This is a genomic window from Nocardioides marmoribigeumensis, from assembly GCF_031458325.1.
Taxonomy (GTDB): domain Bacteria; phylum Actinomycetota; class Actinomycetes; order Propionibacteriales; family Nocardioidaceae; genus Marmoricola_A; species Marmoricola_A marmoribigeumensis.
On sequence record NZ_JAVDYG010000001.1, the window covers coordinates 3,922,261 to 3,946,022 of the forward strand.

Annotated in this window: 26 protein-coding genes and 2 tRNA genes; 12 read left to right on the forward strand and 16 right to left on the reverse strand. The window is 74.1% G+C overall.

What is annotated here, in order from left to right:
- Positions 1-6 precede the first annotated feature (6 nt).
- Positions 7-729, forward strand: a complete 723-nt coding sequence (locus tag J2S63_RS18690; RefSeq protein ID WP_310305485.1) for an ANTAR domain-containing protein — start codon at positions 7-9, stop codon at positions 727-729.
- Between the two features lie 39 nt (positions 730-768).
- On the forward strand, positions 769-1,485 hold the full coding sequence (locus J2S63_RS18695) for a GAF and ANTAR domain-containing protein (protein ID WP_310305488.1): 717 nt from the start codon (positions 769-771) through the stop codon (positions 1,483-1,485).
- A gap of 42 nt (positions 1,486-1,527) precedes the next feature.
- Here the strand turns inward: J2S63_RS18695 and J2S63_RS18700 are convergent, their stop codons facing one another.
- The 7 genes from J2S63_RS18700 to J2S63_RS18730 form a co-directional block, all read right to left on the reverse strand.
- Positions 1,528-2,220 carry a thermonuclease family protein gene (locus tag J2S63_RS18700; RefSeq protein WP_310305491.1) on the reverse strand — a complete coding sequence of 231 codons (693 nt, stop codon included), beginning with the start codon at positions 2,218-2,220 and terminating at the stop codon, positions 1,528-1,530.
- 2 nt (positions 2,221-2,222) lie between these two features.
- Positions 2,223-2,504, reverse strand: a complete 282-nt coding sequence (locus tag J2S63_RS18705) for an excalibur calcium-binding domain-containing protein (protein WP_310305493.1) — start codon at positions 2,502-2,504, stop codon at positions 2,223-2,225.
- 146 nt (positions 2,505-2,650) lie between these two features.
- Entirely contained in the window at positions 2,651-3,043 is a 393-nt protein-coding gene (locus J2S63_RS18710; protein WP_310305496.1) for a response regulator, read from the reverse strand.
- Positions 3,044-3,143: 100 nt separating this feature from the next.
- Positions 3,144-3,821: an anti-sigma factor family protein gene (locus J2S63_RS18715; RefSeq protein WP_310305499.1), complete on the reverse strand. Its 678-nt coding sequence runs from the start codon at positions 3,819-3,821 to the stop codon at positions 3,144-3,146.
- Positions 3,818-4,372, reverse strand: coding sequence for a sigma-70 family RNA polymerase sigma factor (locus J2S63_RS18720; RefSeq protein ID WP_310305502.1), 555 nt, complete (start codon positions 4,370-4,372; stop codon positions 3,818-3,820). The genes J2S63_RS18715 and J2S63_RS18720 overlap by 4 nt, the downstream gene beginning before the upstream one ends.
- Entirely contained in the window at positions 4,369-4,758 is a 390-nt protein-coding gene (locus J2S63_RS18725) for a hypothetical protein (RefSeq protein ID WP_310305505.1), read from the reverse strand. The genes J2S63_RS18720 and J2S63_RS18725 overlap by 4 nt, the downstream gene beginning before the upstream one ends.
- Positions 4,759-4,807: 49 nt before the next feature.
- Entirely contained in the window at positions 4,808-6,904 is a 2,097-nt protein-coding gene (locus J2S63_RS18730) for a CDP-alcohol phosphatidyltransferase family protein (protein ID WP_310305508.1), read from the reverse strand.
- An 85-nt stretch (positions 6,905-6,989) separates the two neighbouring features.
- Here J2S63_RS18730 and J2S63_RS18735 point away from each other — a divergent pair, with 85 nt between their 5' ends.
- Genes J2S63_RS18735 through J2S63_RS18755 form a run of 5 tightly spaced genes read left to right on the forward strand, consistent with a single transcriptional unit; the run spans position 6,990 to position 11,034 of the window.
- Positions 6,990-7,994 carry a zinc-dependent alcohol dehydrogenase gene (locus tag J2S63_RS18735; protein ID WP_310305511.1) on the forward strand — a complete coding sequence of 335 codons (1,005 nt, stop codon included), beginning with the start codon at positions 6,990-6,992 and terminating at the stop codon, positions 7,992-7,994.
- The gene (locus tag J2S63_RS18740; RefSeq protein ID WP_310305514.1) at positions 7,972-8,361 is read left to right on the forward strand and encodes a 6-pyruvoyl trahydropterin synthase family protein; all 390 of its coding nucleotides are present in this window, start codon (positions 7,972-7,974) and stop codon (positions 8,359-8,361) included. The genes J2S63_RS18735 and J2S63_RS18740 overlap by 23 nt, the downstream gene beginning before the upstream one ends.
- Positions 8,361-9,437 (forward strand): glycosyltransferase family 4 protein, encoded by a 1,077-nt coding sequence (locus J2S63_RS18745; protein WP_310305517.1) that lies wholly within the window; start codon positions 8,361-8,363, stop codon positions 9,435-9,437. Before J2S63_RS18740 ends, J2S63_RS18745 begins: the two co-directional genes overlap by 1 nt.
- Positions 9,434-10,327 (forward strand): lysylphosphatidylglycerol synthase transmembrane domain-containing protein, encoded by an 894-nt coding sequence (locus J2S63_RS18750; RefSeq protein ID WP_310305520.1) that lies wholly within the window; start codon positions 9,434-9,436, stop codon positions 10,325-10,327. The genes J2S63_RS18745 and J2S63_RS18750 overlap by 4 nt, the downstream gene beginning before the upstream one ends.
- Complete coding sequence (locus J2S63_RS18755) at positions 10,324-11,034, forward strand: RibD family protein (protein ID WP_310305522.1); 711 nt, start codon at positions 10,324-10,326, stop codon at positions 11,032-11,034. Before J2S63_RS18750 ends, J2S63_RS18755 begins: the two co-directional genes overlap by 4 nt.
- A gap of 345 nt (positions 11,035-11,379) precedes the next feature.
- Here the strand turns inward: J2S63_RS18755 and J2S63_RS18760 are convergent, their stop codons facing one another.
- A complete protein-coding gene (locus tag J2S63_RS18760) occupies positions 11,380-11,955 on the reverse strand; it encodes a GNAT family N-acetyltransferase (protein WP_310305525.1) in 576 nt (191 codons plus the stop codon).
- Positions 11,952-12,572, reverse strand: coding sequence for a TetR/AcrR family transcriptional regulator (locus J2S63_RS18765; RefSeq protein WP_310305528.1), 621 nt, complete (start codon positions 12,570-12,572; stop codon positions 11,952-11,954). Before J2S63_RS18765 ends, J2S63_RS18760 begins: the two co-directional genes overlap by 4 nt.
- Before the next feature lie 69 nt (positions 12,573-12,641).
- Between J2S63_RS18765 and J2S63_RS18770 the strand changes: the two genes are divergently transcribed.
- Entirely contained in the window at positions 12,642-13,238 is a 597-nt protein-coding gene (locus J2S63_RS18770; RefSeq protein WP_310305531.1) for a TIGR03086 family metal-binding protein, read from the forward strand.
- Positions 13,239-13,536: 298 nt separating this feature from the next.
- Here J2S63_RS18770 and J2S63_RS18775 read toward each other — a convergent pair.
- Positions 13,537-13,612: transfer RNA gene (locus J2S63_RS18775), tRNA-His, on the reverse strand.
- Between the two features lie 66 nt (positions 13,613-13,678).
- Positions 13,679-14,326: an oligoribonuclease gene (orn, locus tag J2S63_RS18780; protein WP_310305533.1), complete on the reverse strand. Its 648-nt coding sequence runs from the start codon at positions 14,324-14,326 to the stop codon at positions 13,679-13,681.
- A gap of 51 nt (positions 14,327-14,377) precedes the next feature.
- Between orn and J2S63_RS18785 the strand changes: the two genes are divergently transcribed.
- Positions 14,378-15,406, forward strand: a complete 1,029-nt coding sequence (locus J2S63_RS18785; protein ID WP_310305536.1) for an adenosine deaminase — start codon at positions 14,378-14,380, stop codon at positions 15,404-15,406.
- Positions 15,407-15,410: 4 nt separating this feature from the next.
- Here the strand turns inward: J2S63_RS18785 and J2S63_RS18790 are convergent, their stop codons facing one another.
- The 3 genes from J2S63_RS18790 to J2S63_RS18800 all read right to left on the reverse strand — a co-directional run bounded on the left by J2S63_RS18790 (position 15,411) and on the right by J2S63_RS18800 (position 18,500).
- Positions 15,411-17,081: a hypothetical protein gene (locus J2S63_RS18790; protein ID WP_310305539.1), complete on the reverse strand. Its 1,671-nt coding sequence runs from the start codon at positions 17,079-17,081 to the stop codon at positions 15,411-15,413.
- Positions 17,082-17,233: 152 nt separating this feature from the next.
- Positions 17,234-17,310: transfer RNA gene (locus J2S63_RS18795), tRNA-Arg, on the reverse strand.
- Between the two features lie 284 nt (positions 17,311-17,594).
- Positions 17,595-18,500, reverse strand: a complete 906-nt coding sequence (locus tag J2S63_RS18800; protein ID WP_310305541.1) for a LysR family transcriptional regulator — start codon at positions 18,498-18,500, stop codon at positions 17,595-17,597.
- Between the two features lie 77 nt (positions 18,501-18,577).
- Between J2S63_RS18800 and J2S63_RS18805 the strand changes: the two genes are divergently transcribed.
- Genes J2S63_RS18805 through J2S63_RS18815 form a run of 3 tightly spaced genes read left to right on the forward strand, consistent with a single transcriptional unit; the run spans position 18,578 to position 21,350 of the window.
- Positions 18,578-19,492, forward strand: coding sequence for a DMT family transporter (locus tag J2S63_RS18805; RefSeq protein ID WP_310305544.1), 915 nt, complete (start codon positions 18,578-18,580; stop codon positions 19,490-19,492).
- Complete coding sequence (gene egtB, locus J2S63_RS18810; RefSeq protein ID WP_310305547.1) at positions 19,489-20,745, forward strand: ergothioneine biosynthesis protein EgtB; 1,257 nt, start codon at positions 19,489-19,491, stop codon at positions 20,743-20,745. Before J2S63_RS18805 ends, egtB begins: the two co-directional genes overlap by 4 nt.
- The gene (locus J2S63_RS18815) at positions 20,742-21,350 is read left to right on the forward strand and encodes an HAD-IA family hydrolase (protein WP_310305551.1); all 609 of its coding nucleotides are present in this window, start codon (positions 20,742-20,744) and stop codon (positions 21,348-21,350) included. The genes egtB and J2S63_RS18815 overlap by 4 nt, the downstream gene beginning before the upstream one ends.
- A 10-nt stretch (positions 21,351-21,360) precedes the next feature.
- On the opposite strand, the gene J2S63_RS18820 is transcribed toward J2S63_RS18815, so the two are convergent.
- Both J2S63_RS18820 and J2S63_RS18825 read right to left on the reverse strand, forming a co-directional pair.
- On the reverse strand, positions 21,361-22,773 hold the full coding sequence (locus J2S63_RS18820; RefSeq protein ID WP_310305554.1) for an aminopeptidase P family protein: 1,413 nt from the start codon (positions 22,771-22,773) through the stop codon (positions 21,361-21,363).
- A complete protein-coding gene (locus tag J2S63_RS18825) occupies positions 22,770-23,753 on the reverse strand; it encodes a helix-turn-helix transcriptional regulator (RefSeq protein ID WP_310305556.1) in 984 nt (327 codons plus the stop codon). Before J2S63_RS18825 ends, J2S63_RS18820 begins: the two co-directional genes overlap by 4 nt.
- Positions 23,754-23,762 lie beyond the last annotated feature (9 nt).

The window sequence follows — 23,762 nt, forward strand, 5'->3', positions numbered from 1 at the left end:
ACCGAGGTGACTGTGCGCTCCACCAGCCAGATCGTCGCCGCGCTGTACGACAAGCGTGTCGACGGCACCTCGTTGACCGACCTGCTCTGCGTCGACTGCACGAGCGACCTCAGCCTGAAGGGCGCCACCCTCTCGGTCGGGGACCACACGGGGCTGGTCGCGGTCGTCGGCGCCTCGGACCCCGTGCTCCGGCGCCTGGAGGAGCGACAGGTCGAGCTCGCCGAGGGGCCGGCCGCCGACGCCGCGCGCTCCGGCGCGCCCTCGGTGCACCACCAGCTGGACGACGCCGCGACCGCCCGCTGGCCGACGTACGCCCCGATGGCGCTCGAGGCCGGGGTCGGCACGATCGTCGCCTGGCCGCTCTCGGTGGTGGCCGTGCGGGTCGGGGCGCTGGCGATGTACGCCGGCTCGCCGGGGCCGCTGGAGACCAGCGGTGCCACGGCGTCGGTCCGGACCTGGGTCGACGCCGCGACCGCGATCCTGCTCGACCTCCAGGAGGCCGAGACCGACCCGTCGAGCGTCGGCGGGCTCGCCTCCTCCCTCGACTACACCGCGGAGATCCACCAGGCCACCGGCTTCGTCTCGGTCACCGCCGGCGTGCGGCTCGACGACGCGCTCGAGCTGATGCGCGCCCGGGCGTTCGCCACGGAGCGGACACTGCTGCAGGTGGCGCGAGACGTCCTCGCGGCGCGACTCGTGATCGCCGATCCGGGTGCTCACGATGAGTGACGGGGCGCCCCACGGGGCACCTCACGGTTTGGAGGCACGATGACCGACCAACGCCTGGCCCACGTCTTCGTCGAGCTCGCCGACACCCTCGTCGACGAGTTCGACGCGGTGGACTTCCTGTCCACCCTGGTCGAGCGCAGCATCGAGCTCCTCGACGCCGATGCGGCCGGGGTGATCCTGCGTGGTGCTCGCGGGACGCTCCACGTGGTCGCGGTGAGCAGCGAGCGGGTCGAGGTGCTCGAGCTGTTCGAGGTCCAGAACGAGGAGGGCCCGTGCCTGGACTGCCTGACCGGCGGCGAGCCCGTGGTCAACGTCGACCTCGTCGAGGCCCAGGCGCGCTGGCCGCGCTTCACCCGCGTCGCTGAGCAGCTCGGCTTCACCTCGACCCATGCGCTGCCGCTCCGGCTGCGCGAGACCAACCTGGGCGCGATGAACCTCTTCCAGACCCGCCGGACGCCGCTGAGCTCCGACGACCTGCTGATCGGGCAGGCGCTGGCCGACATCGCGACGATCGGGCTGCTGCAGGAGCGAGCCGTCCGCGAGTCGGCCCTCCTCGCCCACCAGCTGCAGTCGGCGCTCAGCAGCCGGGTGTCGATCGAGCAGGCCAAGGGGGTCCTGCTGGCGCGCGAGCAGATGCCCGTGGAGTCCGGCTTCGAGCTGATGCGCTCCTACAGCCGGCGCGGCCGTCTGCCGATGCGCCAGGTCGCGCAGCGGGTGATCGACGGCGAGCTCACGGCCGAGGACCTGCGGCTCTGAGCGCCGGCCGGGGGAGAGACCCGGACACGCGAGGACCCCGGGTCAGCAGGCCCTCCAGATGCCGCGCGGGGCGGAGCGCGCGTCGCTCTGGGCGCGCCGGTAGGAGGTGACGCGCTCGAACGGCGTGCCGGCGTACACGTAGACCGTGGCCCAGCCGAGCCACACCTGGGTGCGGTTCATGTCGCGGCCCGTGGAGCGCTTGACCACGTAGCGCAGCAGGCGGCCGTAGCGGTCGACCCGGTCCTGGGTCGGGTCGCTGACCAGCTTGACCGGGGTGCCGGTGGGCAGCTTCCGCTTCAGCGACCTCGACGCCGCCCGGCCGCCGCACTCCACGCCGCCGTAGACCTCGGGGGTGTCGATGCCGACCAGGCGGACCCGGCGCTGCGCCCCGGAGTGGAGCCGGACGTCGATGGTGTCGCCGTCGACGACCTTGGTGACGCGGCCGTACTGCACCAGGCGCGCGGGCCGGGTGGACCCGCTGGTCGAGCCGCTCGTCGACCCGCCGGAGGAGCCGCACGGGCACGGCAGCGAGTCGCAGGCGCGCCCGTCGTCGTCGGCGTCGAGCCGGTAGGGGTCGCTGCGCGGCCCGCCGGCGTCGAGGTAGACCTTCTGGGCCTGGGCCTGCGTGGAGAAGTCCGAGCAGTCGTAGTCCAGGGCGGCGGCCGGCCCGGCGCCGGCGAGCGTGGAGAGCACACCGGCGACCAGGGCGACGACCAGGACGAGGGAGCGACGCACGGTCAGGCCTCGCAAGCCGTGCCGTCGCGGTCGCGGTCCAGACGCGTGTAGTTGCGCCAGTAGATCGCCTTGGCGCGGTCGCCGTACGCCGGGCGACCGTAACCGGCGCGCACCTGTCGCATCGCTGCGGTGTAGGACCTGGCCACGCCGTGCTTGAAGTCGTGGTGCAGCGCCGAACAGCTGGAGTAGTAGCGACCCGCGGCGTGGGCCGGGGCGGCGGTGACGGTGAGGGTGCCGGCGGTCAGTGCGACGGCGGCGAGAACGGTCTTGCCTGAGGTGAACACGAGTCTCCCGAGAAGGACGTGACGGGTGGGTCGACACAACGGTAGAAATCGGGCCGGGTTTTCTCCACAGGTCAATGGTCCTCATGCGGATGGAGTCCGACCTCCACCGAACGGTCCACCCCGAAGGGCCAGGGGTGCTCGGGTGCTCAGCCGCCCAGCAGGACGTGGAGCACGCGCGGGAGCCGTCGGACCTCGAGCTTGTCGACGCACTGCAGGATGCCGACGTTGAGCGCCGCCTCGACCACCCCGGGGTTGAGGGCGGCCGAGAACAGCACGACCACCTGGTTGGGCCGGTGGGCGAGCATGCGCACGGCCGTCTCCAGCCCCGTCGTGCCCGGCATGCGCTCGTCGAGGACCACGGCCGAGGGAGGGGGGTCGAGCGCGACGAACTGCTCCACGGCGTCCAGACCGTCGACCGCCTCGCCCACGATCTCGAACCCCTGGTGCTCCAGCGTCGCGCGGACCACGTCGCGGACCGCGGGGTCGTCGTCGACGATGAGCACGGTGGGCGTGGAGGGCACCGCCGGCGTGGCCGTCATGAGGGGGACACTAGCGGTGGCGGAGGGCGTACGGCGGCAAGTGCGCACGACCGGTGCGGACGACCAGCGCGGCCGGTCGGTCCCTCCCGCCCGGGCCCGTTCAGGTGCGGGTGGGTCTCAGGGTGAGCACGGTGCGGCCCGTGCCGCTGACGAGCACCTCGACCGAGGCGATGTCCGCGACGTCGGCAGCCGTGGCCGCCTCGAGCCGCGTCTCCCGGTCGGGCACGCCGCGCCACGTCGCGACCTGCTCGGTCGAGCCGTCGCGGGTCCGGACGACCAGGGCGTAGGACGGTGAGCCCTCGCCCCAGTCGCCGCCGCGGTAGGTGCAGGCCAGCCGCATCCGGGTGCCCCACGCGACGTCCTCGAGCGACACGGTGGCGCTGAGCCGGTCCTGGTCGACCTGCGTCATCGCCTGCATCCGTGCCGGCACCGGGGACGAGGAGGAGCCGACGAGCAGCACCGCGCTCACGACGGCGATCATCACGGCGGCTGCGGCTGCTCCCGTCGCGGCGAGGAGGCGCACCCGGCGACCGCGCCGTCGTACCTCCTCCAGCAGGTGGGGGAGCATCGTCTCGGGCAGGACCGGCGAGGCCTCGGGGCCGGCGTAGGCGGGCTCGTCGACCTGCGAGAGCAGCGCGGGCAGGCCGGCGAGGTCGGCGACGGCGCGGGTGCAGCTCGCGCACCCGGTCAGGTGCTCCTCGAAGGCGCGACGCTCCGCGGGGCCGAGGGCCCCGAGGACGTAGGCCGCGTCGTCGTGCGAGAACGGGTCGGTGCTCATCGGCTCACCCCCAGCTCCTCGAGCGCCAGGCGGAGCGCCCGCAGGGCGTAGTGGGTGCGGGACTTCACCGTCCCCTCCGCGATGCCGAGGCGGCGGGCGGCCTCGGCGACCGAGCGGCCGTCGAAGTAGCACTCGCGCAGCACCTGGCGATGGTCGGGCGAGAGCCGCGTCATCGCCTCGGCGACGACCCACGACTGCAACAGCTGGTCGACGTGGTCCTGCTGCTCGGTCTCGGGGACCTCCGCGGTGATCGTCTCGGGGTGGCTGCGCCGGGAGCGCCACTGGTCGATGACCAGGTTGCGCGCGACGGTGAACAGCCACGCTCGGGTCTGCGCCGAGGACCTCGACAGGACGTCCGGGTGCTGCCAGGCCCGCAGGAGCGTGTCCTGGCAGACGTCCTGGGCCCGGGCCGCGTCGCCCATGGTCAGGTGCAGGCAGTAGCGCCACAGGTCCGCCGCGTGCTCGTCGTGCAGCGCCTGCATCAGCCGTTCCTGCTGCCTGGGCAACGCACCTCCCGTCGCTGCGCTCGTCCGGCCATTGTGCGTGCTCAACCGTGGGCCCGGCGGGTTCCGCCGGCGGTGAGGTGGCCGAGGTGTCCCTCGCGCACCAGGCCGTAGGCCCCGCACGCCACGGCGACGACCTCGCTCACCGCGGCGACCCAGGCGTACCAGCTCCAGCTGGTGTGGATGCCGAAGAGGCTGCCGTTGACCGCGACGAGGAAGGCCCCGAGCGTCGCAGCTCCGAAGCCGGCGAGCAGGAACAGCGGCACCCAGTGGTGCCAGCGCACGAGCAGCACCGCGATGACCAGGCCCGCGGCCACGTTGACCACGAACAGCGCACCCACCGTTCCCTGGTCCTTGACGCCGTCGACCCACAGGTAGAGGTGGACGAGGGCGGACACCACCGCCGCTGCGGCACCGATCGTTCGAGTGTTCATGGGGACCTCCGATCCGCTGCTCTGGACACGGTCCGCAGGGCCGCGCGGTTCACCGTCGGCGCGTCGGTTCGGCGAAGGCGGCCAGGAACCGGTCGCGGAAGGCGTCCATCCGCCACACCGGGGCCTGCCGGCTCGGCAGCAGCCCGGGCTCCCAGCCCCACCCCGCCGCCCGGCGTACGACGGCAGGGTCCTTGGCGATCAGGGTCACCGGCACGTCGTAGCCGGGGTGGGCGCCGCTGACGTAGTGGTGCGGCTGGTGGTCGCCGAGCATCACGACGACCAGGTCGCCCCCGGACCGGGCCAGGAAGGAGACGACGGTGCGCAGCGTGTACTCCACGGACCGGCCGTACGCCGACCGCACGCGCCGGGTGTCCGCGAGGACCTCCGCGGCGCTCTCGCCCTGCTGGGGCATGCCGTGGAACACCGAGCCGTCGCCGACCCGGTCCCAGGGGACCAGACGCGGCAGGGGTGCCCAGGGGTGGTGGCTGGAGACCAGGTCGATCTCGGCCATGACCGGACGCCGGTCGCCGGGGGTCAGCTCGTGGCGGGCGAACCAGTCCAGCGTGTACTGGTCGGGCACGGGCGCATAGCCGAAGCGTGGCCCGCGGTAGCCCACGTCGCGGGAGTCGTGCAGCTGGTCGACGCCGTAGAAGTGCTCGCCGGCGGGCCAGTCCTCGGTGTCGGCGGGCACATCGAGCAAGGTGCGCCAGCCCGCTCGGTCGAAGGCGGTGGAGAGCGTGAGGCGTCGCGTCGCGAGCAGCTGCTCGTAGCGTCGCTGGCCCGAGACCCACAGGCCCGACTGGACGCTCGCGTGGGCCAGCCAGCTGCCCGCGCCGAAGGTCGGTGAGGTCAGGAACCCGCTGCGGGAGCGGTAGCCCGCGGCACCGAGGCGCCGCGACCCCGCGGCGAGGACGGCACGGATCCCCGGGGCGTAGGAGCTGTCCTGCACCGCGGAGCGGCCGTAGCTCTCCACGAAGACCAGCAGCACGTCCTTCCCGCGCAGCCCCTGGAGCAGGTGGTCGCCCGGGACGGACCCGAACGGGTCCCTGGCGATCTGCGCGGCGAAGACGCCCCGGTCGTGCAGGTCCGCCCGCGCGGTGCGCACCTCGGCCACGGCCAGCCGCGCCGACGCCGACGACAGGCCGCCCGCGCCCAGCGGGGCGGTCACCAGCGCGACCGCGGCGAGGCCGAGGACGGCTCGCGTGGCGGGGAGCGGGTGGCGCCGGGCGAGCGCGCAGGTCCGCACCGTCGCGAGCGGCACCAGGACGACCGCCGTGACCGCGGCGACCACCGCGCCGACGGCGGCAGCCCGGGCGGCGAGGCCGCCGACGGAGTCGCTCAGCACGCCCACTGCCGACGGGAGGTAGGTCCAGTCGGCGACGGGGCGGAAGTCGCGGTCGAGCACGGCGCGGAAGCCGAGGTCGAGCACCTTGAGGACCAGCAGCAGGCCCCCGACCGCTCCGACCGTCACGGCCAGCGCGCGGCCGACCCGACCGGGCAGCACCAGCACGAGCGCGACCAGGACGAGTGCCTCCACCGGCACGCGGGTCACGGTCGGGAGGGCGGGGGCGGCCCACACCAGCGCGACGGCGAGCCCGTCGAGGATGGTCGGCCCGGCCCCGGCACCGGTGAGCCGCTCCACGACCTCGGTGCCGAAGGAGACCACCAGGAGGGCGAGCGCCACGGCGACGACGGCGAGGGCGCCGACCCGCGGGAGGAATCCGGTTGCGGCGGCCAGGAGCGCGACCCCCTGGAGAGCCGCGACCACCTTGCGCCAGTACGCCGGCCGCAGCGGTCCGCGCAGCGGCGGGCAGACGGCCTGGGCCAGGAGGAGGGCGTAGCGCGCCGCTCCGACCGCCAGCACCCACCATCCCAGCGACGTCGCGACGTAGGTGCTCAGGGCGAGGACGAGCAGTGCGTCGGTCTCCGCGTCGAAGTGAGCCCCTCGGGCCGTCACCGTGCCGGTGCGGCGCGCGACGTGCCCGTCGACCGCGTCGAGGGGCAGCGCGACGGCCGCCAGCAGGCACAGGACCGGGCGGGCGTCGTGGCCTGCCACCGCAACGAGGGCCAGCACCGCGACCGCGAGCGCCAGCACCAGGCGCGCCGCCGTGACGCGGTCCGCGGGAGTCGGGTGAACCGGGCGCACGGCACCTCCGTGTGGTGGGAGAGGACTCCTCCTCCACGACGGACCAGGGCCGCTCGCGGTTCACCGGCGACCACCAGGAGCAGGGATGACACGGACGGCACGTGCGCTGTGGGTCACCGGCCCCTGCCGGTGCGAGATCCGGTCGGAGCCGCTGCCCGAGCCCGGCGCGGCCGACGTGCTCGTGCGCACGCGCTTCTCGGCGGTCAGCCGTGGCACCGAGCGGCTCGTGCTGCGCGGCGGGGTGCCGGCGGACCAGCGCGAGCGCATGCGGGCACCGCACCAGGTCGGGGACTTCCCCTGGCCGGTGAAGTACGGCTACCTCAGCGTCGGCGTGGTCGTCGCCGGTGCTCCGGACCTGGTCGGGCGGGACGTCTTCTGCCTGCACCCGCACCAGACGGCGTACGTCGTGCCCGCGCGGGACGTGACCCCGCTGCCGGAGGGCGTGCCCGCACGACGCGGGGTGCTGGTAGGTGCGGTCGAGACCGCGGTCAACGCGCTGTGGGACGTGCCGCCGCTGCTCGGCGACCGGGTGACGGTGGTCGGGGCGGGCATGGTCGGCTGCGCGGCCGCCCGGCTGCTCGCCGGGGTCCCGGGCGTCGAGGTGACCCTGGTGGACCTCGACGCCTCACGCGGCGCGGTCGCGGAGACGCTCGGGGTCCGCTTCGCCCTCCCGGAAGCAGCGCCGGGGGAGCAGGACCTGGTCCTGCACGCCAGCGCGACACCGGAGGGGCTCGCCCTCGCGCTCGGCCTGCTCACCACGGGCGGCACGGTCACCGAGCTCAGCTGGTACGGCGACCGGGTCGTCCCGCTGCCGCTCGGCGGCGACTTCCACTCGCGACGGCTGGCCCTGCGCTCGACCCAGGTCGGCACCGTCTCGCCCACGGCTCGGTCGCGGTGGGACCACGCCGGCCGCCGCTCGCTCGCGCTCGACCTGCTCCGCGACCCGGCGTACGACGCGCTTCTCACCGGCACGACGTCGTTCGAGGACCTGCCGGACCTGATGGCGCGGGTCGCGCAGGGCGCTCCGGGGATCTGCCGGACGATCGCCTACGACGGGGAGGACGCGGATGTTCAGCCTGACCGTGCGTGACCGGATGATGGTGGCCCACAGCCTGGCCGACCCGTTCTTCGGGGCGGCCCAGCGCCTGCACGGCGCGACGTACGTCGTCGAGCTGACCCTGTGGGCGGACCGGCTCGACCAGCACGGCGTGGTCGCGGACCTCGGGGTGGTCGCGAGCGGGTTGCGAGCCGTCCTCGCCGGCCTGGAGCTGCGCAACCTCGACGACGAGCCGTCGCTCGCCGGTGTCCTCACCACGACCGAGGTGCTGGCCCGCGAGGTCGCCGACCGGTGCGCGGCGCGCCTCGCGGTCGGCCCCCACGTCACCGAGGTCGAGGCCGTGCTGCGCGAGTCCGACGTGGCGTGGGCGTCCTACCGCCGGCCGGCACGGGAGGCGTGATGCAGGTGCACCTGGTCGTGCCGGGCTCGGTCGTCGACCCGGGACGGCCCAGCGGCGGCAACGTGTACGACGCCGAGCTCGCCCACGCGCTCCGGGCTGCCGGTGTGCGCGTGGGGGAGCACCCGGTGCCGGGGCGGTGGCCGGGTCGCGGAGAGGAGGGCGCCCTGGCTCGGGTGCTCGGACAGGTCCCGGACGGCGAGGTGGTGGTCCTCGACGGGCTGGTCGGGTCGGCCGCGGCCGACGCGCTCGCCGCCGTCCGTCGTCGCCTCACCGTGCTGGTGCTGGTCCACCTGCCCCTGGGGCTGGACGCGACCGTGCCTCCGGTCGTGGCAGCGCAGGAGCGACGCGCGCTGAGCGCTGCTGCGGGTGTGGTCGCCACGAGCGGCTGGACCCGGGACTGGCTGACGACCGCCTACGGCCTCGACGCGGTCCACGTCGCGCGGCCGGGCGCTCGGCACGCACCACCGGCCCGGCGGGGCACGGGAGGCGCGCTGCTCTGCCTCGGAGCCGTCGTCCCGGCCAAGGGCCAGGACGTGCTGGTGGAGGCGCTGGCCGGGCTGCGCGACCTTCCCTGGACGTGCCGCGTGGTCGGGCCGCGGGACCTCGACCCCCGCTTCGTCCGGCGGGTCGAGCGGCGCGTGCGCGAGGAGGGTCTCGACCGCCGGGTGCTGCTCCGGGGTCCCGTGCCCCACTCGCGCGTGGCCAGGCAGCTCGCGGCCACCGACCTGCTCGTGCAGCCCACCCGGCTCGAGACCTACGGGATGGCGACGACCGAGGCCCTGGCCCACGGCGTGCCCGTGGTCGCCTCGGACACCGGTGGCGTCGCGGAGGCGGTGGGCCGCACGGGGACCGGCGCGGTGCCGGGACTGCTCGTCCCGCCCGGTGACCCGACCACCCTGGCGGACGCCCTGCGTGCGTGGCTGACCGACCCAGCGGCCCGGGCACGACTGCGCGCCGCCGCGTCCGCCCGGCGCGTCGACCTGCCCGCCTGGTCGGCCACCGCAGCGGCCGTCCTGCGAGCCGTCGACCGGGTGCGGGTGAACCGGACCGCCCCCGCCACCGTGGTCCGGTCATGAGCCAGGCACTCCGCCTCGTCACCGGCGCCCCCGTCCTCGCGGTCCTCCTGGCGTACGTCGGCACCGAGCCCTTCGCGCGGGCGCTCGACGCGCTGACCGTGCCGGCCGTGGCGACTGCCCTCGCCGTCACCGCGCTGACCACCGCGTGCTGCGCGTGGCGCTGGACCTGGACCGCCCGCCACCTCGGGCTGGACCTCGACCTCCGCTCGGCGCTCGGCGCCTACTACCGCTCCCAGCTGCTCAACGTGGCGCTCCCGGGTGGCGTGCTGGGCGACGTGCATCGCGCGGTGCGCCACGGCGTGGACGTCTCGGCGCTGCCCGGGGCCGCCCGCGCGGTGCTGTGGGAGCGGGCCGTCGGGCAGGTGCTGCTCGTCGGCGGCGCGGCCGTGGCGATGGCGTGGCTGCCCGCGCCGGCCCGCATGCCGGCGTACCTCGGTCTCGGGGTCGCCCTCGTCGTCGTCCTGGGCCTGCTCGGTCGGGCCGTCCTCAGGGTGCGGCGGGGCCGGCGCTCGGTGGCGTTCGGCGAGCTGCGCCGCCTCGCGGTGACCGGTCTCTGGCTGCCGCTGGTGCTCTCGGCGGTCGCCGTGCTGGGCCACGTGCTGGTCCTCCTGACCGCGGCGAGGGCCGCCGGGGTCGCGCTGCCCGCCCCGGCCGCCGTACCCCTGCTGCTGACGGTCCTGCTCGGCTCCTCCCTGCCGCTCGGCGTCGCGGGCTGGGGCCCGCGCGAGGGCACCGCGGCATGGGTGTTCTCCGCGGCCGGGCTCGGTGCGGCCGGCGGGGTGACCGTGGCCGCGCTCTCCGGAGTCCTCACCTTCCTCGCCGTGCTCCCGGGGGCAGTGCTCCTGCTGGCCGACGCCATGCCCCGACCCGTCCGCTGGAGGCACGCATGACCCGGCCCTACGTGCTGCTCAGCTGCAGCCTCAGCCTCGACGGCTACCTTGACAACGCCTCGGACCGACGGCTCGTGCTGTCCAACGCCGCCGACCTCGGACGGGTCGACCGGGTGCGGGCGGGCTGCGACGCGATCATGGTCGGGGCCGGCACGATCCGCAGCGACGACCCGCGCCTGGTGGTCCGCAGCCCCGATCTGCGTGCGGAGCGGCTCGCCCGCGGACTGCCGGAGACGCCCGCGAAGGTCACGCTCACCGACTCCGGCCGGCTCGACCCGCGGGCGAGCTTCTTCACCACCGGCGCGACCGAGAAGCTCGTCTTCGCCGGGACGTCGGCGGTGCCACGGGTCCGCACCCACCTCGCCGGGGCGGCCGCCGTGCTGGACGGCGGCCGCCGCGTCTCGATGGGGCGGGTGGTCGCGACGCTGCACGAGCGGGGCGTCAGGCGTCTGATGGTCGAGGGCGGGGGACAGGTGCACACCCAGCTCCTCACCCAGGGCCTCGCCGACGAGCTGCAGCTGGTCGTGGCGCCCCTGTTCGTCGGCGACTCCCGGGCGCCGCGCTTCGTCTCCGACGGGCGGTTCCCGTGGGACGAGCAGCACCGCGCCGAGCTGGCCGACGTACGCCGCATCGGGGACGTCGTGCTGCTGCGCTACGCGCTGTCGGAGCGGTTCAGCGACCTCGAGGAGCCGGTCCGTGCGGGCTGAGGTGCCCCACGCAGCGGTCCGCGCGGTGGTCCCGCTGCCGGTGCGGCTCGCCGACGGCACCGTGGTGACGTCCTCGTCGTCCTGCAGGACCTCGGGCTCGACACGTACGACGCCAACCTCGCGCTCGGCCATGACCCCGGACGAGCGGGACTGCACCGTGGCTGCCCAGATGCTCCGGGCCCTCGGCGTCGGGTCGCTCGTGCTGCTGGACGTTGCCGACGTCTCGGGAGCGGGCCGGCAGCCGCCTCGACGAGGCGGTGAGGAGTGCGGACGACGAGGGCCCCCGACCTGCATCTGCGCCCCCGAAGTGCCCCTCACTTGCGCGCCGTTGCAACCGGCGGACGGTCACGCCACATGACCGACGACTGCGCCCGGTGGGGGAGAGGGTCGTGACTTCACCGGTTGGATGCTCGAGACCACTGGCCGGGTCCAGAGGCGGACCGTCGTACTGACCGCTCCCTGCTCGTAGGGCTTGGGCGGCCCGAACGCGGTGTAGCCCAGCGCTTGCCAGAACGGTGCCGCGTGTTCGGCGTTGGTCTCCACGATGGCTGCTCGTAGCTGGGTGACTTCCGGCCATCCGTGGATCCAGTCCAGGAGGAGGTCGTGGGCCCGGCGGCCGATGCCTTGGCCCTGGTGCTGGGGGTGCACCTGAAGCAGGCCGATGTGGACGGTGCCAGCATCAGGCCACCCGCGCAGCAGGTCGATGAGCGCGACCAGGCCGGTGCCGCAGAACACGCCCAGCACGACCTTCTGGTCCGGAGCGAGGGTCGCCGGCCTTGCGGTCAGCAGGCGATGTGCCTCGTCCGGACCGGGTGGAGAGCCGCTGACGCGCTGGGTGTAGTCGGGGTCAGCTTCGATGAGCCTCTGAACCGCCGTGACGTCGCTCTCCTCGAGCCGGCGCAGCGTGAGCCCGTCGGTCATGCGCGGTCCTGCACGAGCCGGCCTAGAAGGATGGGGAGCATCTCACCTGGCTCTGGCCAGGGGAAGGCGGGCACGGCGTCCTGCAGAGACGCGTAGCCGTGGATCGCCACCCACAAGGCGGTGGCGTCAGTGAACGTCGTCGCGTCCGGCTCCGTGCCGGCGGTGCGGGCGACCGCACTGACAAGGGTGCCGAACGCCTGGGCGCCGAGAAGGTTCTCGGCTGCACGCGGCTCGGTCATCGCGGCGCGCGGGTTCGTCCGGTGCCGTCCGAACATGACGCGGTAGCGGTGGGGACGGTCGCGGGCGAACTCCAGGTAGGCCCGACAGACGGCCTGCAGGTGCTCCGCGGGCGAGGCGGAGCCGTCGGCTGCCTCGAGCGCCGCGTCGAGCTCGGCGAACGCGTCGGCCACGACCGCGGCGACGATTGCCTCGACGCTCTCGAAGTGTCCGTACACCGACGGGGCCGAGATGCCGACCTTGCGAGCCACTCCGCGCAACGTGATCGCATCTTCGCTGCCGGTCTCCTCGATCAGTGCGGTGGCGGCCGCCACGATGTCGCGGCGCAGCTTCTCGCCATGACCGCGCGGGTTCCTGGTTCTGCCTGGGTCCGAGTTCACGCGACGTACTTTACACCCGTAAGGCAACGGGCGTAAGGTTACGGCGATGACCACCGAGGGAGGACGCCCATGAACGAGCCGTACGACGTCATTGACCGCATCGAGCGCAGCCTGGACATGACCCGCGCCATCGTCAGCCAGATCAGCGAGACCCAGTGGACCGAGCCCACACCGTGCGCCGACTGGGACGTTCGCGAGGTCGTGAACCACACCGTGGGAGGCATGCGGATCTTCACCGCGGAGCTGACCGGGAACGACGCCGGGGCCGACCACGAGGCCGACTGGCTCGGCGCCGACCCCGTGGGGCAGTTCCTCGATGCCGCGGCCGCCGACCGGTCCGCCTGGCGTCAGCCGGGCGCCTTGTCGACCACCGTGCAGATCTCTTTGGGTGCGCTGCCCGGACCGATGGCGGCTGTCATCCACCTCACCGAGGTGCTCGTGCACGGCGTCGACCTGGCAGTCGCCACCGGAAGGGTGGACCTGATCGACCAGCAGCTCTGCGCCGACCTGCTCGCCACCATGCGCGCCATGGGTGTCGACGCCTACCGCATGCCCGGCGTGTTCGGTCCCGAGGTGGCCGCGCACCCAGGCGCCGCGCCGCACGACCAGCTCGCCGCTTTCCTCGGCCGAGACCTCGAGCGGATGAGCGCAGGTGTCGCCTCATGACCCCGGCCGAGACGCTCAGAGGGCCGAGCGCCTGGGACCTGGACTCGGTTCGTACGGGGCACTGGTGGCAGCCCTTCACCGGGGTCTGATGGTGCTGACCGGCCTGACCGTGCGGGGTGTGTCGGGTGTGTCGGGTGTGCCATCGGTCCGTGACTGCCCCTTCACAGCGCCCCTCAGATCGCGCCACCTGGGGGCGGCTGGGGGCGGCTGGGGGCGGCTGGGGGGCAACGCCCCGGACGACGAAGGCCCCCGACCTGCATCTCTGCGGGTCAGGGGCCTGACGTCGCCCACTGGGCAGTGGGGTGAGTGACGGGACTTGAACCCGCGGCCACCTGGACCACAACCAGGTGCTCTACCAGCTGAGCTACACCCACCATGGCTCCGATCCACCCGCAGAGCGATCTGCGGAGGGCACGGAGCACGCAGAAGTGTACCGGCTCTCAGACCTCGGCCTGACCGGGGTCGGAGCCGTTCGCCGACGGCACCTCGGCAGCGCCCTCGGGGAGGCCCTGCGCGATCGCCTTGGCCTCGGCCGACGAGGGTCCGGGCGAGGGGGTGAAGATCGCGGCGCGGTAGTAGCGCAGCTCCTCGATCGACTCCTGGATGTCGGCCAGCGCGCGGTGGTTGCCGTGCTTGGCGGGCGCGGCGAAGTAGGCGCGGGGGTACCAGTGGCGGGCGAGCTCCTTGATCGAGGAGACGTCGACGATGCGGTAGTGCAGGAACTCGTCGAGCTGAGGCATGTCGCGGGCCAGGAAGAGCCGGTCGGTGCCGACGCTGTTGCCCGCCAGCGGGGGACGGCTGCCGTCGGGGCACTGGTCACGGACGTAGGCGAGCACCTGCTCCTCGGCGTCGGCCAGCGTCGTGCCCTGGTCGAGCTCCTCGAGGAGGCCGGAGCTGGTGTGCATGTCGCGCACGAACGGCACCATCTGCTCCAGCGCCTCGGCGGGCGGCTTGATGATCAGGTCGACGCCCTCCCCGAGCACGTTGAGGTCGAAGTCGGTCACCAGGGCGGCGATCTCGACCAGCGCGTCAGCAGTGGTGCTGAGGCCGGTCATCTCGCAGTCGATCCACACGAGTCGGTCATTCATCACCGGTGACCCTACCCGGGCGCCTCCGGCCGACCCTCCTACTGTGAGGGCGTGACCCAGGACCGTCCCCTCGCGGACTTCATCGCCGGCCTGCCCAAGGCCGAGCTCCACGTGCACCACGTCGGCTCGGTCTCGCCACGCATCGTCGCCGAGCTCGCCGAGCGCCACCCCGGCACGGTGCCCTCGGACCCCGACGCGCTCAAGGAGTTCTTCACCTTCCGCGACTTCGCGCACTTCGTCGAGGTCTACCTCGCCGTCGTCGCGCTGATCCGCGAGCCGGAGGACATCCGGATGATCACCTACGAGATCGCCGCCGACATGGCCGGCCAGGGCATCCGGTACGCCGAGCTCACCTGCACGCCGTACACCAACGTCAAGGCGGGCATCCCGATCGAGGCGTTCGTCGAGGCGATCGAGGACGCCCGCGTGGCCGCCGAGCGTGACCACCGCGTGCGCCTGCAGTGGTGCTACGACGTCCCCGGCGAGTTCGGGGTCGAGGCCGCGGCCGAGACCGTGACCTACCTCGACGCCGCTCCGTCGTCGCTGGTCGGCTTCGGGCTCGGCGGCCCCGAGATCGGCGTGCCCCGGCCGCAGTTCAAGCCCTACTTCGACGCGGCCCGCGCAGCGGGGCTGCACTCGGTGCCCCACGCCGGCGAGACGACCGGGCCGCAGACCATCTGGGACGCGTTGAACGACCTCGGCGCCGAGCGGATCGGGCACGGCACGTCGTGCACCCAGGACGCGGCGCTGCTGCAGCACCTGGTCGAGCAGCGCATCCCGCTCGAGGTGTGCCCGACCTCCAACATCGCCACGCGTGCGGTCGAGCACCTCGACCAGCACCCGATCAAGGAGATGGTGGCGGCCGGTGCGGTGGTGACGATCAACTCCGACGACCCGCCGATGTTCGGGACGTGGCTCAACCAGGAGTACGAGATCGCCGCCGACCTGCTCGACCTCGACGCCGACGGGGTCGCCGACCTCGCCCGGACGGCGGTCGACGTGTCGTTCCTCGACGACGCCGGGAAGCGAGAGCTGCGGCGAGAGATCGACGACCACGCGACCGGCTGGGCGCAGCGCTGAGGGCCTACTGGCCGAGCTCGACGCGCTGACCGACGCGCAGGCGGCCGTCGACCTCGAAGGTCAGCTCGACGGCCCCCGTGACGAGTCCGGTGTCCTGGTCGACGTAGTGCAGGCGCAGGCTCATCGGCTTGAGGGGCGGGGAGTAGGGCGTCGAGAAGCGGTTGATCGTGGGCTGCTCCTCGACCCCGCCGGACGTGCCGAGCTGGTCGACGACCGTCCACGTGACCTTGTCGGTGTCGGTGTTCCACACCACGAAGGGACCGTCGGGGTCGTGCCAGTGGCCGTAGCTCACCGACCCGGGCGGCAGGTCCGGGATGCCGTCGTCCCAGGGCTGGTCCTCGTGGCCGCGGGTCGCGCGCAGCAGGTCGATGTCGTCGATGCCGAGGTAGCCGAGCATCGCGTCGGGCTGGTGCACCACCACGTGGACCGGCGTGCCCGGCTCCTGCTCGTCGACGACCTTGCGCACCTGGGCGCCGCGCTCGGTCGGTGAGACCCCCGACGGGTTGGTCACCATGCCGCCGAAGAGCGACTTGAAGTCCGGGTCGGCGCCGCCGGTGAAGGTCAGGCCGTCCACCTCGACCAGCTTGCGGTCGACGACGTCGGCGCCGAACTTCTTCAGCTGGTCGACCGTCGTGGTGGAGTCGTGGTCGCCCTTCGCCGCCACGACCGGGATCGTGGGGGAGGCCTCCGCCTCGCCGCGGACGAACCCCTCCTCGCCGACCGTGCCGTTGGAGCTGACGTCCCCGGAGATGGTGCGGGCGGCGAAGGCGTCCTTGCCCAGCAGACGCACGAGCTCGGCGTACAGCCCGCGACGGACGTGGGTGCCCACGAGGCTGCCCTGGGGGTCGGCCTCGGCGAGCACGACCACCTCGCCCTCGCGCGGCGCGAGCCGGCTGCTCGCGGCCGGGAGGACGCTCGCGATCGAGGCGGCGGCCTCCTCCTCGTAGTGCGCGCCGCGCTCCTTGAGTCGCCGGACGTTCTTCTCGATGAACGGCTGGACCTGCTCGGCCACCTCGCGGGCCTGGGGGCTGGTGAAGGACAGCTCCGGCCGGGCGTCGAGCGGGTAGAGCCGCGGGGCGGGGTCGCTGCCGGGCCACGTGGCGTACTGCACCGCGGCGAAGGCGCTCGAGCCGACCAGCATCGCGGCGCCGGTGGCCGTCACGGCCAGGACGCGACGGCGCCGGTCGTAGCGGCTCAGCCGCGGCAGGAGGATCAGCGTCAGCACGACCCCGCCGGCCACACCCACGAGGCCGGCCCGGGTGAGGAAGCCCTCCTGGAACCGGTCGGTCAGCTGGCGGGCGTAGGCGCGCCCGACCGCCGCGGGATCGTTGAGGGACTGGGCGTTGACCTTGAGGAACGCCGGGTCGATGTACGACGCGAGGGTGCCGCCGGCGTCGGGCGGTCCGGTCACGCGCAGGTTGGCACCGAGCCCCAGCGGCCCCGTGCGGTCCCAGAACACCGAGCCGAGGACGCCGGTGTCGAGCACCGAGTAGCCGTTGTGGACCAGCGTGACCTCGACCGGGACCGTGCCGAGCCGGTCGGGGAAGCGCAAGCCCTCGACGGTGCGCTGGACGATGAGCGGGGCGGTGGCCAGGACGGTCAGGAGGCCCAGGCCGAGCGCCCACGCCGCCCACCTCGCGGCTCGCCTGGTGCGGGTGCGGTCGCGTCCGGCCATCCCTCCACGTTAGGGGCTCGGCCCAGGAGGACGAGGGCGAACGCGACGGGGAGCACCCGGATCCCGCCTCGTGGTGTGCCGGCGCCGGCCACATCCCACGTCAACCCGGCGCTGTCCGAGCTGCGCTGCGAGACGCGGCTGACCGCTGGCGGTGGCGCCCCCGGCAGGACTCGAACCCGCGCCACGCCGGGTAGAAACCGGCTGCTCTATCCACCTGAGCTACGGAGGCCTGAGGAGAACCCTAGCGAGGGACGGCGCGTTGTCGGTGGCTGCCGCCAGGGTCGACCCATGGGGGGACACCACACCAAGGACAAGCGCAACGGCGACCTCGGGGCCGCCGAGGTCTACGGGCTCGCTCGAGGTCCAGTTGCGGTCGGGATGGTCCGACCGCCACGGGGTCCATCACGCGCCCCCGACGCGTCATCGGCAGAGCGTCGAGCTGCGGGTCACGCCGAGCCGCGACGGCCAGGTTGCGGGCGTCCTCCGGGGCGGCGACTTCCGGACCATGCCGGACTAGGAGATCGCAGCCCGCCCGGCGGCGAGCAGCGCGTGCGTCACGGCCTCGACCGTGGGCGTGCGGCTGCGGCGGGTGAGGAGGAAGACCTCGCGCCCGACCGGCGCCTCGAGGGGGCGTACGACGACCCCGGGCGCCCCGAGGCCCAGCACCAGCTCGGGCAGCAGCGCACCCGCACCCGTGGTGCGCACGAGCTCGAGCAGGATGAGGAAGTCGTCGGAGGTGTGGCGCACGTCGGGCTCGAACCCGCCGACCTGGCGGCACGCCCGCAGGTGCATCGCGTGGTGGCCCGTGCCGGGCTGGCAGGCCGCCCACGGCAGGTCGGCCAGGTCCGCGAGGGACACGTGGGTGTCGGCGGCGCGGGGGTGGTCGGCCGGGAGCACCACGTTGATCGGCTCGCGCAGCACGGTCTCGCGGCGCAGCTCGGGGTGGAGCGCGCGCGGCTGCTCCTCGTACTCGTCGCCGACCAGCACGTCGAGCTGGTGCAGCCGCAGGGCCGGCACCGCCTGCTCGACCTCGAGCTCGGTGGCCTCCACCCGGATGCCGGGGTGCTCGTCGGCCAGGTCGCGGATGGTGGGCGCGACGACGCGCAGGAAGGCCGACTGGAAGGCCGAGACCCGCACGGTGCCCTCGAGGCGCCCGGCGGCGACGGCGGCGACCTCGGCAGCGGCGGCCTCCGCGCCCTCGAGCAGGGTGTCGGCGTGGCCGACCAGCACGTGGCCGGCCTCGGTGAGGCGGACGTTGCGTCCGACGCGCTCGAGCAGCCGGGCCCCGGCCTCGCGCTCGAGGACGGCCAGCTGCTGGGAGACCGCCGAGGGCGTGTAGCCGAGGGCGCCGGCCGCGGCGTGGATCGTGCCGCGCACGTGCACCTCGCGCAGCAGGCGGAGACGGTGGAGGTCCAGCATCCGTTCAGATTACCTTCACGATGTCGTGCAGCAACCCGAGGTGGACCTGAACGGTCGCGCGCCCCGACGCTGGACCCATGGGACCCCTCGCCTGCCTGCTCTCCGCGGTCGGCTTCGGCCTCATGGCCGTCCTCGCGTCGCTGTCGTACGACGACGGGGTGGGGCTCGACGCGTTCCTCCTGGTGCGCTTCGGGCTGGCCGGCGTGGTGCTCGTGGCCCTCGCGCAGGCCCAGGGCCGGCTGCGCCACCTGACCCGTCGGACGGTCGTGACCGCGCTGCTCATGGGAGGCGTGGGCTACGTCGCGCAGGCGGGGCTCTACCTCTCCGCCCTGAGGTTCGTCGACGCCTCGCAGGTCGCGCTGGTCTTCTGCTGCTACCCCCTGCTGGTGATGGTCTCCGCCGTGCTGACCCGGCGCGAGCGGGCGTCCGGGCGACGCGTCGCGGCACTCGGGGTCGCCCTGGTCGGCGTCGCGCTGGTGCTCGGCGGCGCGGGCTCCTTCGACCCGGTCGGGTCCGCGCTCGCCTTCGGCGCGGCCGTCGTCTACACCGGCTACATCCTCGTGGGGGACCGCGTGAGGGCCGACCCGATCGCGTTCGCCGCCGTCGTGTGCTGCGGGGCGACCGGCACCCTGCTGGCCTCGTCGGCCGTGCGCGGGCTGCCCGACCTCGCCCTGGCGCCGCGCGCGTGGCTCTGGCTGGTCCTGGTGGCGCTGGCGTGCACCGTGGCGCCGATCATCGCCTTCTTCGTGGGGCTGGCCCGGGTCGGTCCGTCGGTGGCCTCCCTGCTCTCGCTGCTGGAGCCCGTCGTCACCGTGGGCAGCGCCGCGCTCGTGCTCGGCGAGGCGCTGGGCCCCTGGCAGGTGGCCGGCGGTGCGTGCGTGCTGGCGAGTGCCGCAGTCGTCCAGTGGCCCGCCCGTGCCAGGCGGCGCCGGTCACCTCTCGCCGTGGCGGGGTGGCCTGTTCAGGTGGAGCCTGCCACGATCGAGGGATGAGCGACTCGGACGCCCTGCTCGCCCGCTTCGACGAGGTCCGCGCCCACACCGAGCGCCTCGCCGCCCCGCTGTCCCCCGAGGACCAGACGGTGCAGTCGATGCCCGACGTGTCGCCGACCAAGTGGCACCGCGCGCACGTCACCTGGTTCTTCGAGACCTTCCTGCTCGCCGAGGCCGACCCGGGCTTCACGCCCTTCCAGGACCAGTACTGGTTCCTGTTCAACAGCTACTACGAGGGCGTCGGGCCCCGCTACCAGCGCGCGATGCGGGGAGCGATCACCCGGCCGGGCGCGCACGACGTCGGTCTCTACCGCCGTCACGTCGACGACCGCGTGACCGACCTGCTCGCGCGGGTCGACGAGGGCACGCTGGACAAGGTCCGCCCCGTCCTCGAGCTCGGCTTCCACCACGAGCAGCAGCACCAGGAGCTGCTCCTGATGGACATCAAGCACGTGCTCAGCCTCAACCCCCTGCGCCCGGTGTACGCCGGGTCGCCGGCGGACCCGGGCGTGCCCGACCGCCTCCGCTGGGTCTCCTTCGAGGGCGGGCTGGTCGAGATCGGGCACGAGGGTCCCGGGGCCGGGTTCTCCTACGACAACGAGCTGCCCCGGCACGCGTCGTACGTCGGCCCCTACCGGCTCGCGGACCGGCTGGTCACCAACGGGGAGTGGCTGGCGTTCCTCGCCGACGGCGGCTACCACCGCCACGAGCTGTGGCTCTCCGACGGCTGGAGCAGGGTGCAGGCGGAGGGCTGGGAGGCGCCGCTCTACTGGACGCGTGCCGACGACGGGAGCTGGCTCGAGCACACGCTGCACGGCACGCACCCGGTCGACCCGGCGGCGCCGGTCTGCCACGTCAGCCACTACGAGGCCGACGCCTACGCGACCTGGGCGGGCAAGCGGCTGCCGACCGAGGCCGAGTGGGAGCACGCCGCGACGGTGTCGGGCGCGGTCGAGCCCGCGGTGAACGCGCTGCACCCGCGCGCGGCCGGGCCGGCGACGGGCGGCCTGCGGCAGATGCTGGGGGACTGCTGGGAGTGGACCGGCTCGGCCTACCTGCCCTACCCCGGGTTCCGGCCCGCCGAGGGCGCGATCGGGGAGTACAACGGCAAGTTCATGTCCGGCCAGATGGTGCTGCGCGGAGGCTGCGCGCTGACCCCGCCGGGCCACACCCGGGCGACCTACCGCAACTTCTACCCGCCCGGCGCGCGCTGGCCGGTGACCGGCGTGCGGCTCGCCGACGACGCCCGGTGACGCCCTCGGCCGTGGTCTGGGACCTCGGCAACGTGCTCATCGACTGGCAGCCGGCGCTCGCCGTGGCGGAGGGCGTCGGTGACGACGAGGCCCGCCGGTTCCTCTCCGGCTTCGACTTCCTCGCCTGGAACCACCGGATGGACGCCGGGGAGACGACCTGGCAGGACGCGGAGGACGAGCTGGCCCGCACCCACCCGCAGTGGGCCGCGCACGCTCGCGCCTACCGCGCCCACTTCGCGCACTCGCTCGCCGGTGAGGTGCCCGGGACGCGGGCGCTGGTGGAGACCCTGCACGCCGCGGGCGTGCGCCAGTGGGGCCTGACCAACTGGTCGGAGGAGCTCTACCCCCACGCGCCGGGGCGGTTCGAGGTGCTGGCGCTCCTGGAGGACGTCGTCGTCTCCGGCCGGGAGCGGCTGGCCAAGCCCGACCCGCGGATCTTCGCGGTCCTCGTGGAGCGGACCGGGCTCGCCGCCGGTGACCTCGTCCTCGTCGACGACCGGCCGGCCAACGTGGCGGCCGGGGTCGCGGCCGGGCTCCACGGCGTGGTGTTCACCGACGCCGACGCCCTCCGGGTGGACCTGCGCGCACTCGGCCTGCCGGCCTAGGGCGCCGGGCTCAGCGCAGGGACGCCATCCAGGCCTCGATCGCGTCGGGCTCGCGGGGGAGTGCCTCGGAGAGGTTGCGGGCACCGTCGGCGGTGACCAGGAGGTCGTCCTCGATGCGGATGCCGATGCCGCGCATCTCCTCCGGCACGAGCAGGTCGTCCTCCTGGAAGTAGAGCCCGGGCTCGACGGTCAGGCACATGCCCTCGGCCAGCTCGCCCTGGGTCGAAGCGTCGGCCGCGGCGCGGCCGCAGTCGTGGACGTCCATGCCGAGCATGTGGCTGGTGCTGTGCAGCGTCCAGCGCTTGTAGACCTGGCTCTCGGGCGCGAGCGCCTCCTCCGCCGAGCACGGCAGCAGCCCGAGGTCCTCCAGCCCGTGGGCCAGGACGGTCATCGCGGCCTCGTGGGCGTCCTGGAACCGAGCGCCCGGACGCACCTTGTCGATGCCGGCCCGCTGGGCCTGCAGGACGAGCGCGTAGAGGTCGCGCTGCAGGGGGGTGAACCGACCGTCGACCGGCAGCGTGCGCGTGACGTCGGCGGTGTGGAGGCTGGTGGCCTCGACGCCCATGTCGAGCAGCACCAGCGTGCCGGGCGTGATCGGGCCGGTGTTGTCGATCCAGTGCAGCGTCGTCGCGTGACGACCGCCGCCGACGATCGAGTCGTAGCCGATGTCGTTGCCCATCGCGCGCGCCCGGCGGAAGAACGTGCCCTCGATCCAGCGCTCGCCGTGCCGCAGCGCGTTGTCCCACTCGCGCACCGCGTCCTCGAACCCGAGGGTGGTGATGTCGCAGGCCTCCTGGAGCCGCTCGACCTCCCACTCGTCCTTGACCAGGCGCAGCTCGGACAGGACACGGTCGAGCTCGGCGTCGCGGCCCTCGTCGCCGGGGACCAGCGCGTCGACCCGGGCGTCCACCCCGCGCAGCACCCGGGTCTTGGCGTCGCCGCGCAGGTCGTCCTCGAGGCGGTCGATGTGACGGCACTCGAGCCCGAGGGAGTCCGAGATCTCGCCCAGGGAGGGGCGCCGCCCGGCCCACAGCTCGCCGTACACCCGGTCGCGGAAGAACTCGTCGGTGTCGCGCGAGGAGCGCGGCCGCGCGTAGAGCACCGCCTCGCCCGCGGTCAGCACGAGGACGGCGTCGCTGGTCTGGTTGCCGGTCAGGTGGGTGTGCGCGGTGTGCGGCCGGAAGCGGAAGTCGGTGTCGTTGGACCGCTGCTTGTAGGTGCCCGCCGGGATGACCAGGCGCTCGTCGGGCAGCAGGTCGGCCAGCGCGGAGCGTCGGCGCGCGGCGTGGTCGGCGACCGGGTGGCGGGGCAGGTCCAGCTCGCGGTCGCCCCAGCCCGTGCGCATGAAGTCGGCATAGGCCGGTGCGACGGGGAGGTCGTGGGACTCGGTGCCGGGCGTCTGGTCCTGCTGCTCCTCGCTCATCCCTCCACTCTAGATCGGGCGAGCCACGTCGCCGCCTGGGTGCGGTTGTCCAGGTCGAGCTTGGTGAGGATGCGGCTGACGTGGTTGCGCGCGGTCACCGGCGAGATCACCAGGCGCTCGGCGATCTCGCGGTTGGTCAGCCCCTCGGCGACGAGCGCGAGGACCTCGCGCTCGCGGGCCGAGAGCTCCGGGACGACCGGCGGCGCCGCTGCCGGCTGGGGCACCGTCGCCGGGGTCGTGCTCCTCGGCAGCACGGTGGCGGTCAGGCCGCCCGCCAGCAGCAGGGCCCCGAGGACGTCCAGGGCATCGGCACCCCGCGCCCAGACCAGGCGGCCGCCCACCGAGAGCGTGGCGAAGCCGGCCGCGGCCCAGAGCACCGGCGCGAGCCGCCCGCGGTCCTCGCGCCGCCGGGCCCGCAGCGCCACGGCGACGGGCACCAGCAGGAGCGGGGCCTGCAGCACCCAGTCCCCGAGGGCGTCCACGCGGCCGGCCCAGCCGACGGGCAGCAGGCCCAGCGGGTTGGGCTCGTTCGAGGAGTCCGAGGTGCCGGAGACCAGGCTCCACGCCCCGACCACCGCGACCTGGGCGGCCACCACGACCGCGACGACGAGGCGCCAGCGCGCGGAGGGCAGGCGCCCGTCCGGCAGCAGGACGAGGGTGAGCAGCGTGAGTGGCACGACGAGGGCCCCGGCGCGGTCGGCCAGCCAGGCCGCCCACGCATCGCCGTGCCCGGCCTCCAGCAGCTGGGTGGCCAGGCTCATCGCGACGAAGAGCAGCGCGACGGTCTGCAGCAGCCAGCCCACCGGGTTGCGCGGTTGCAGGCCGGCGCAGAGGGCGCCGGGCACCGCGAGCGCGACCGAGACCAGCACCAGCTTCCACAGCGCGGATTCCTGGCTCAGCGCGACCGCGACCAGGAGCGCGGACAGCACCAGCACGACAGCCGCCGTGGCGGCCGCGACCGGGAGGCGGACGGAGCGCACGCGACCAGT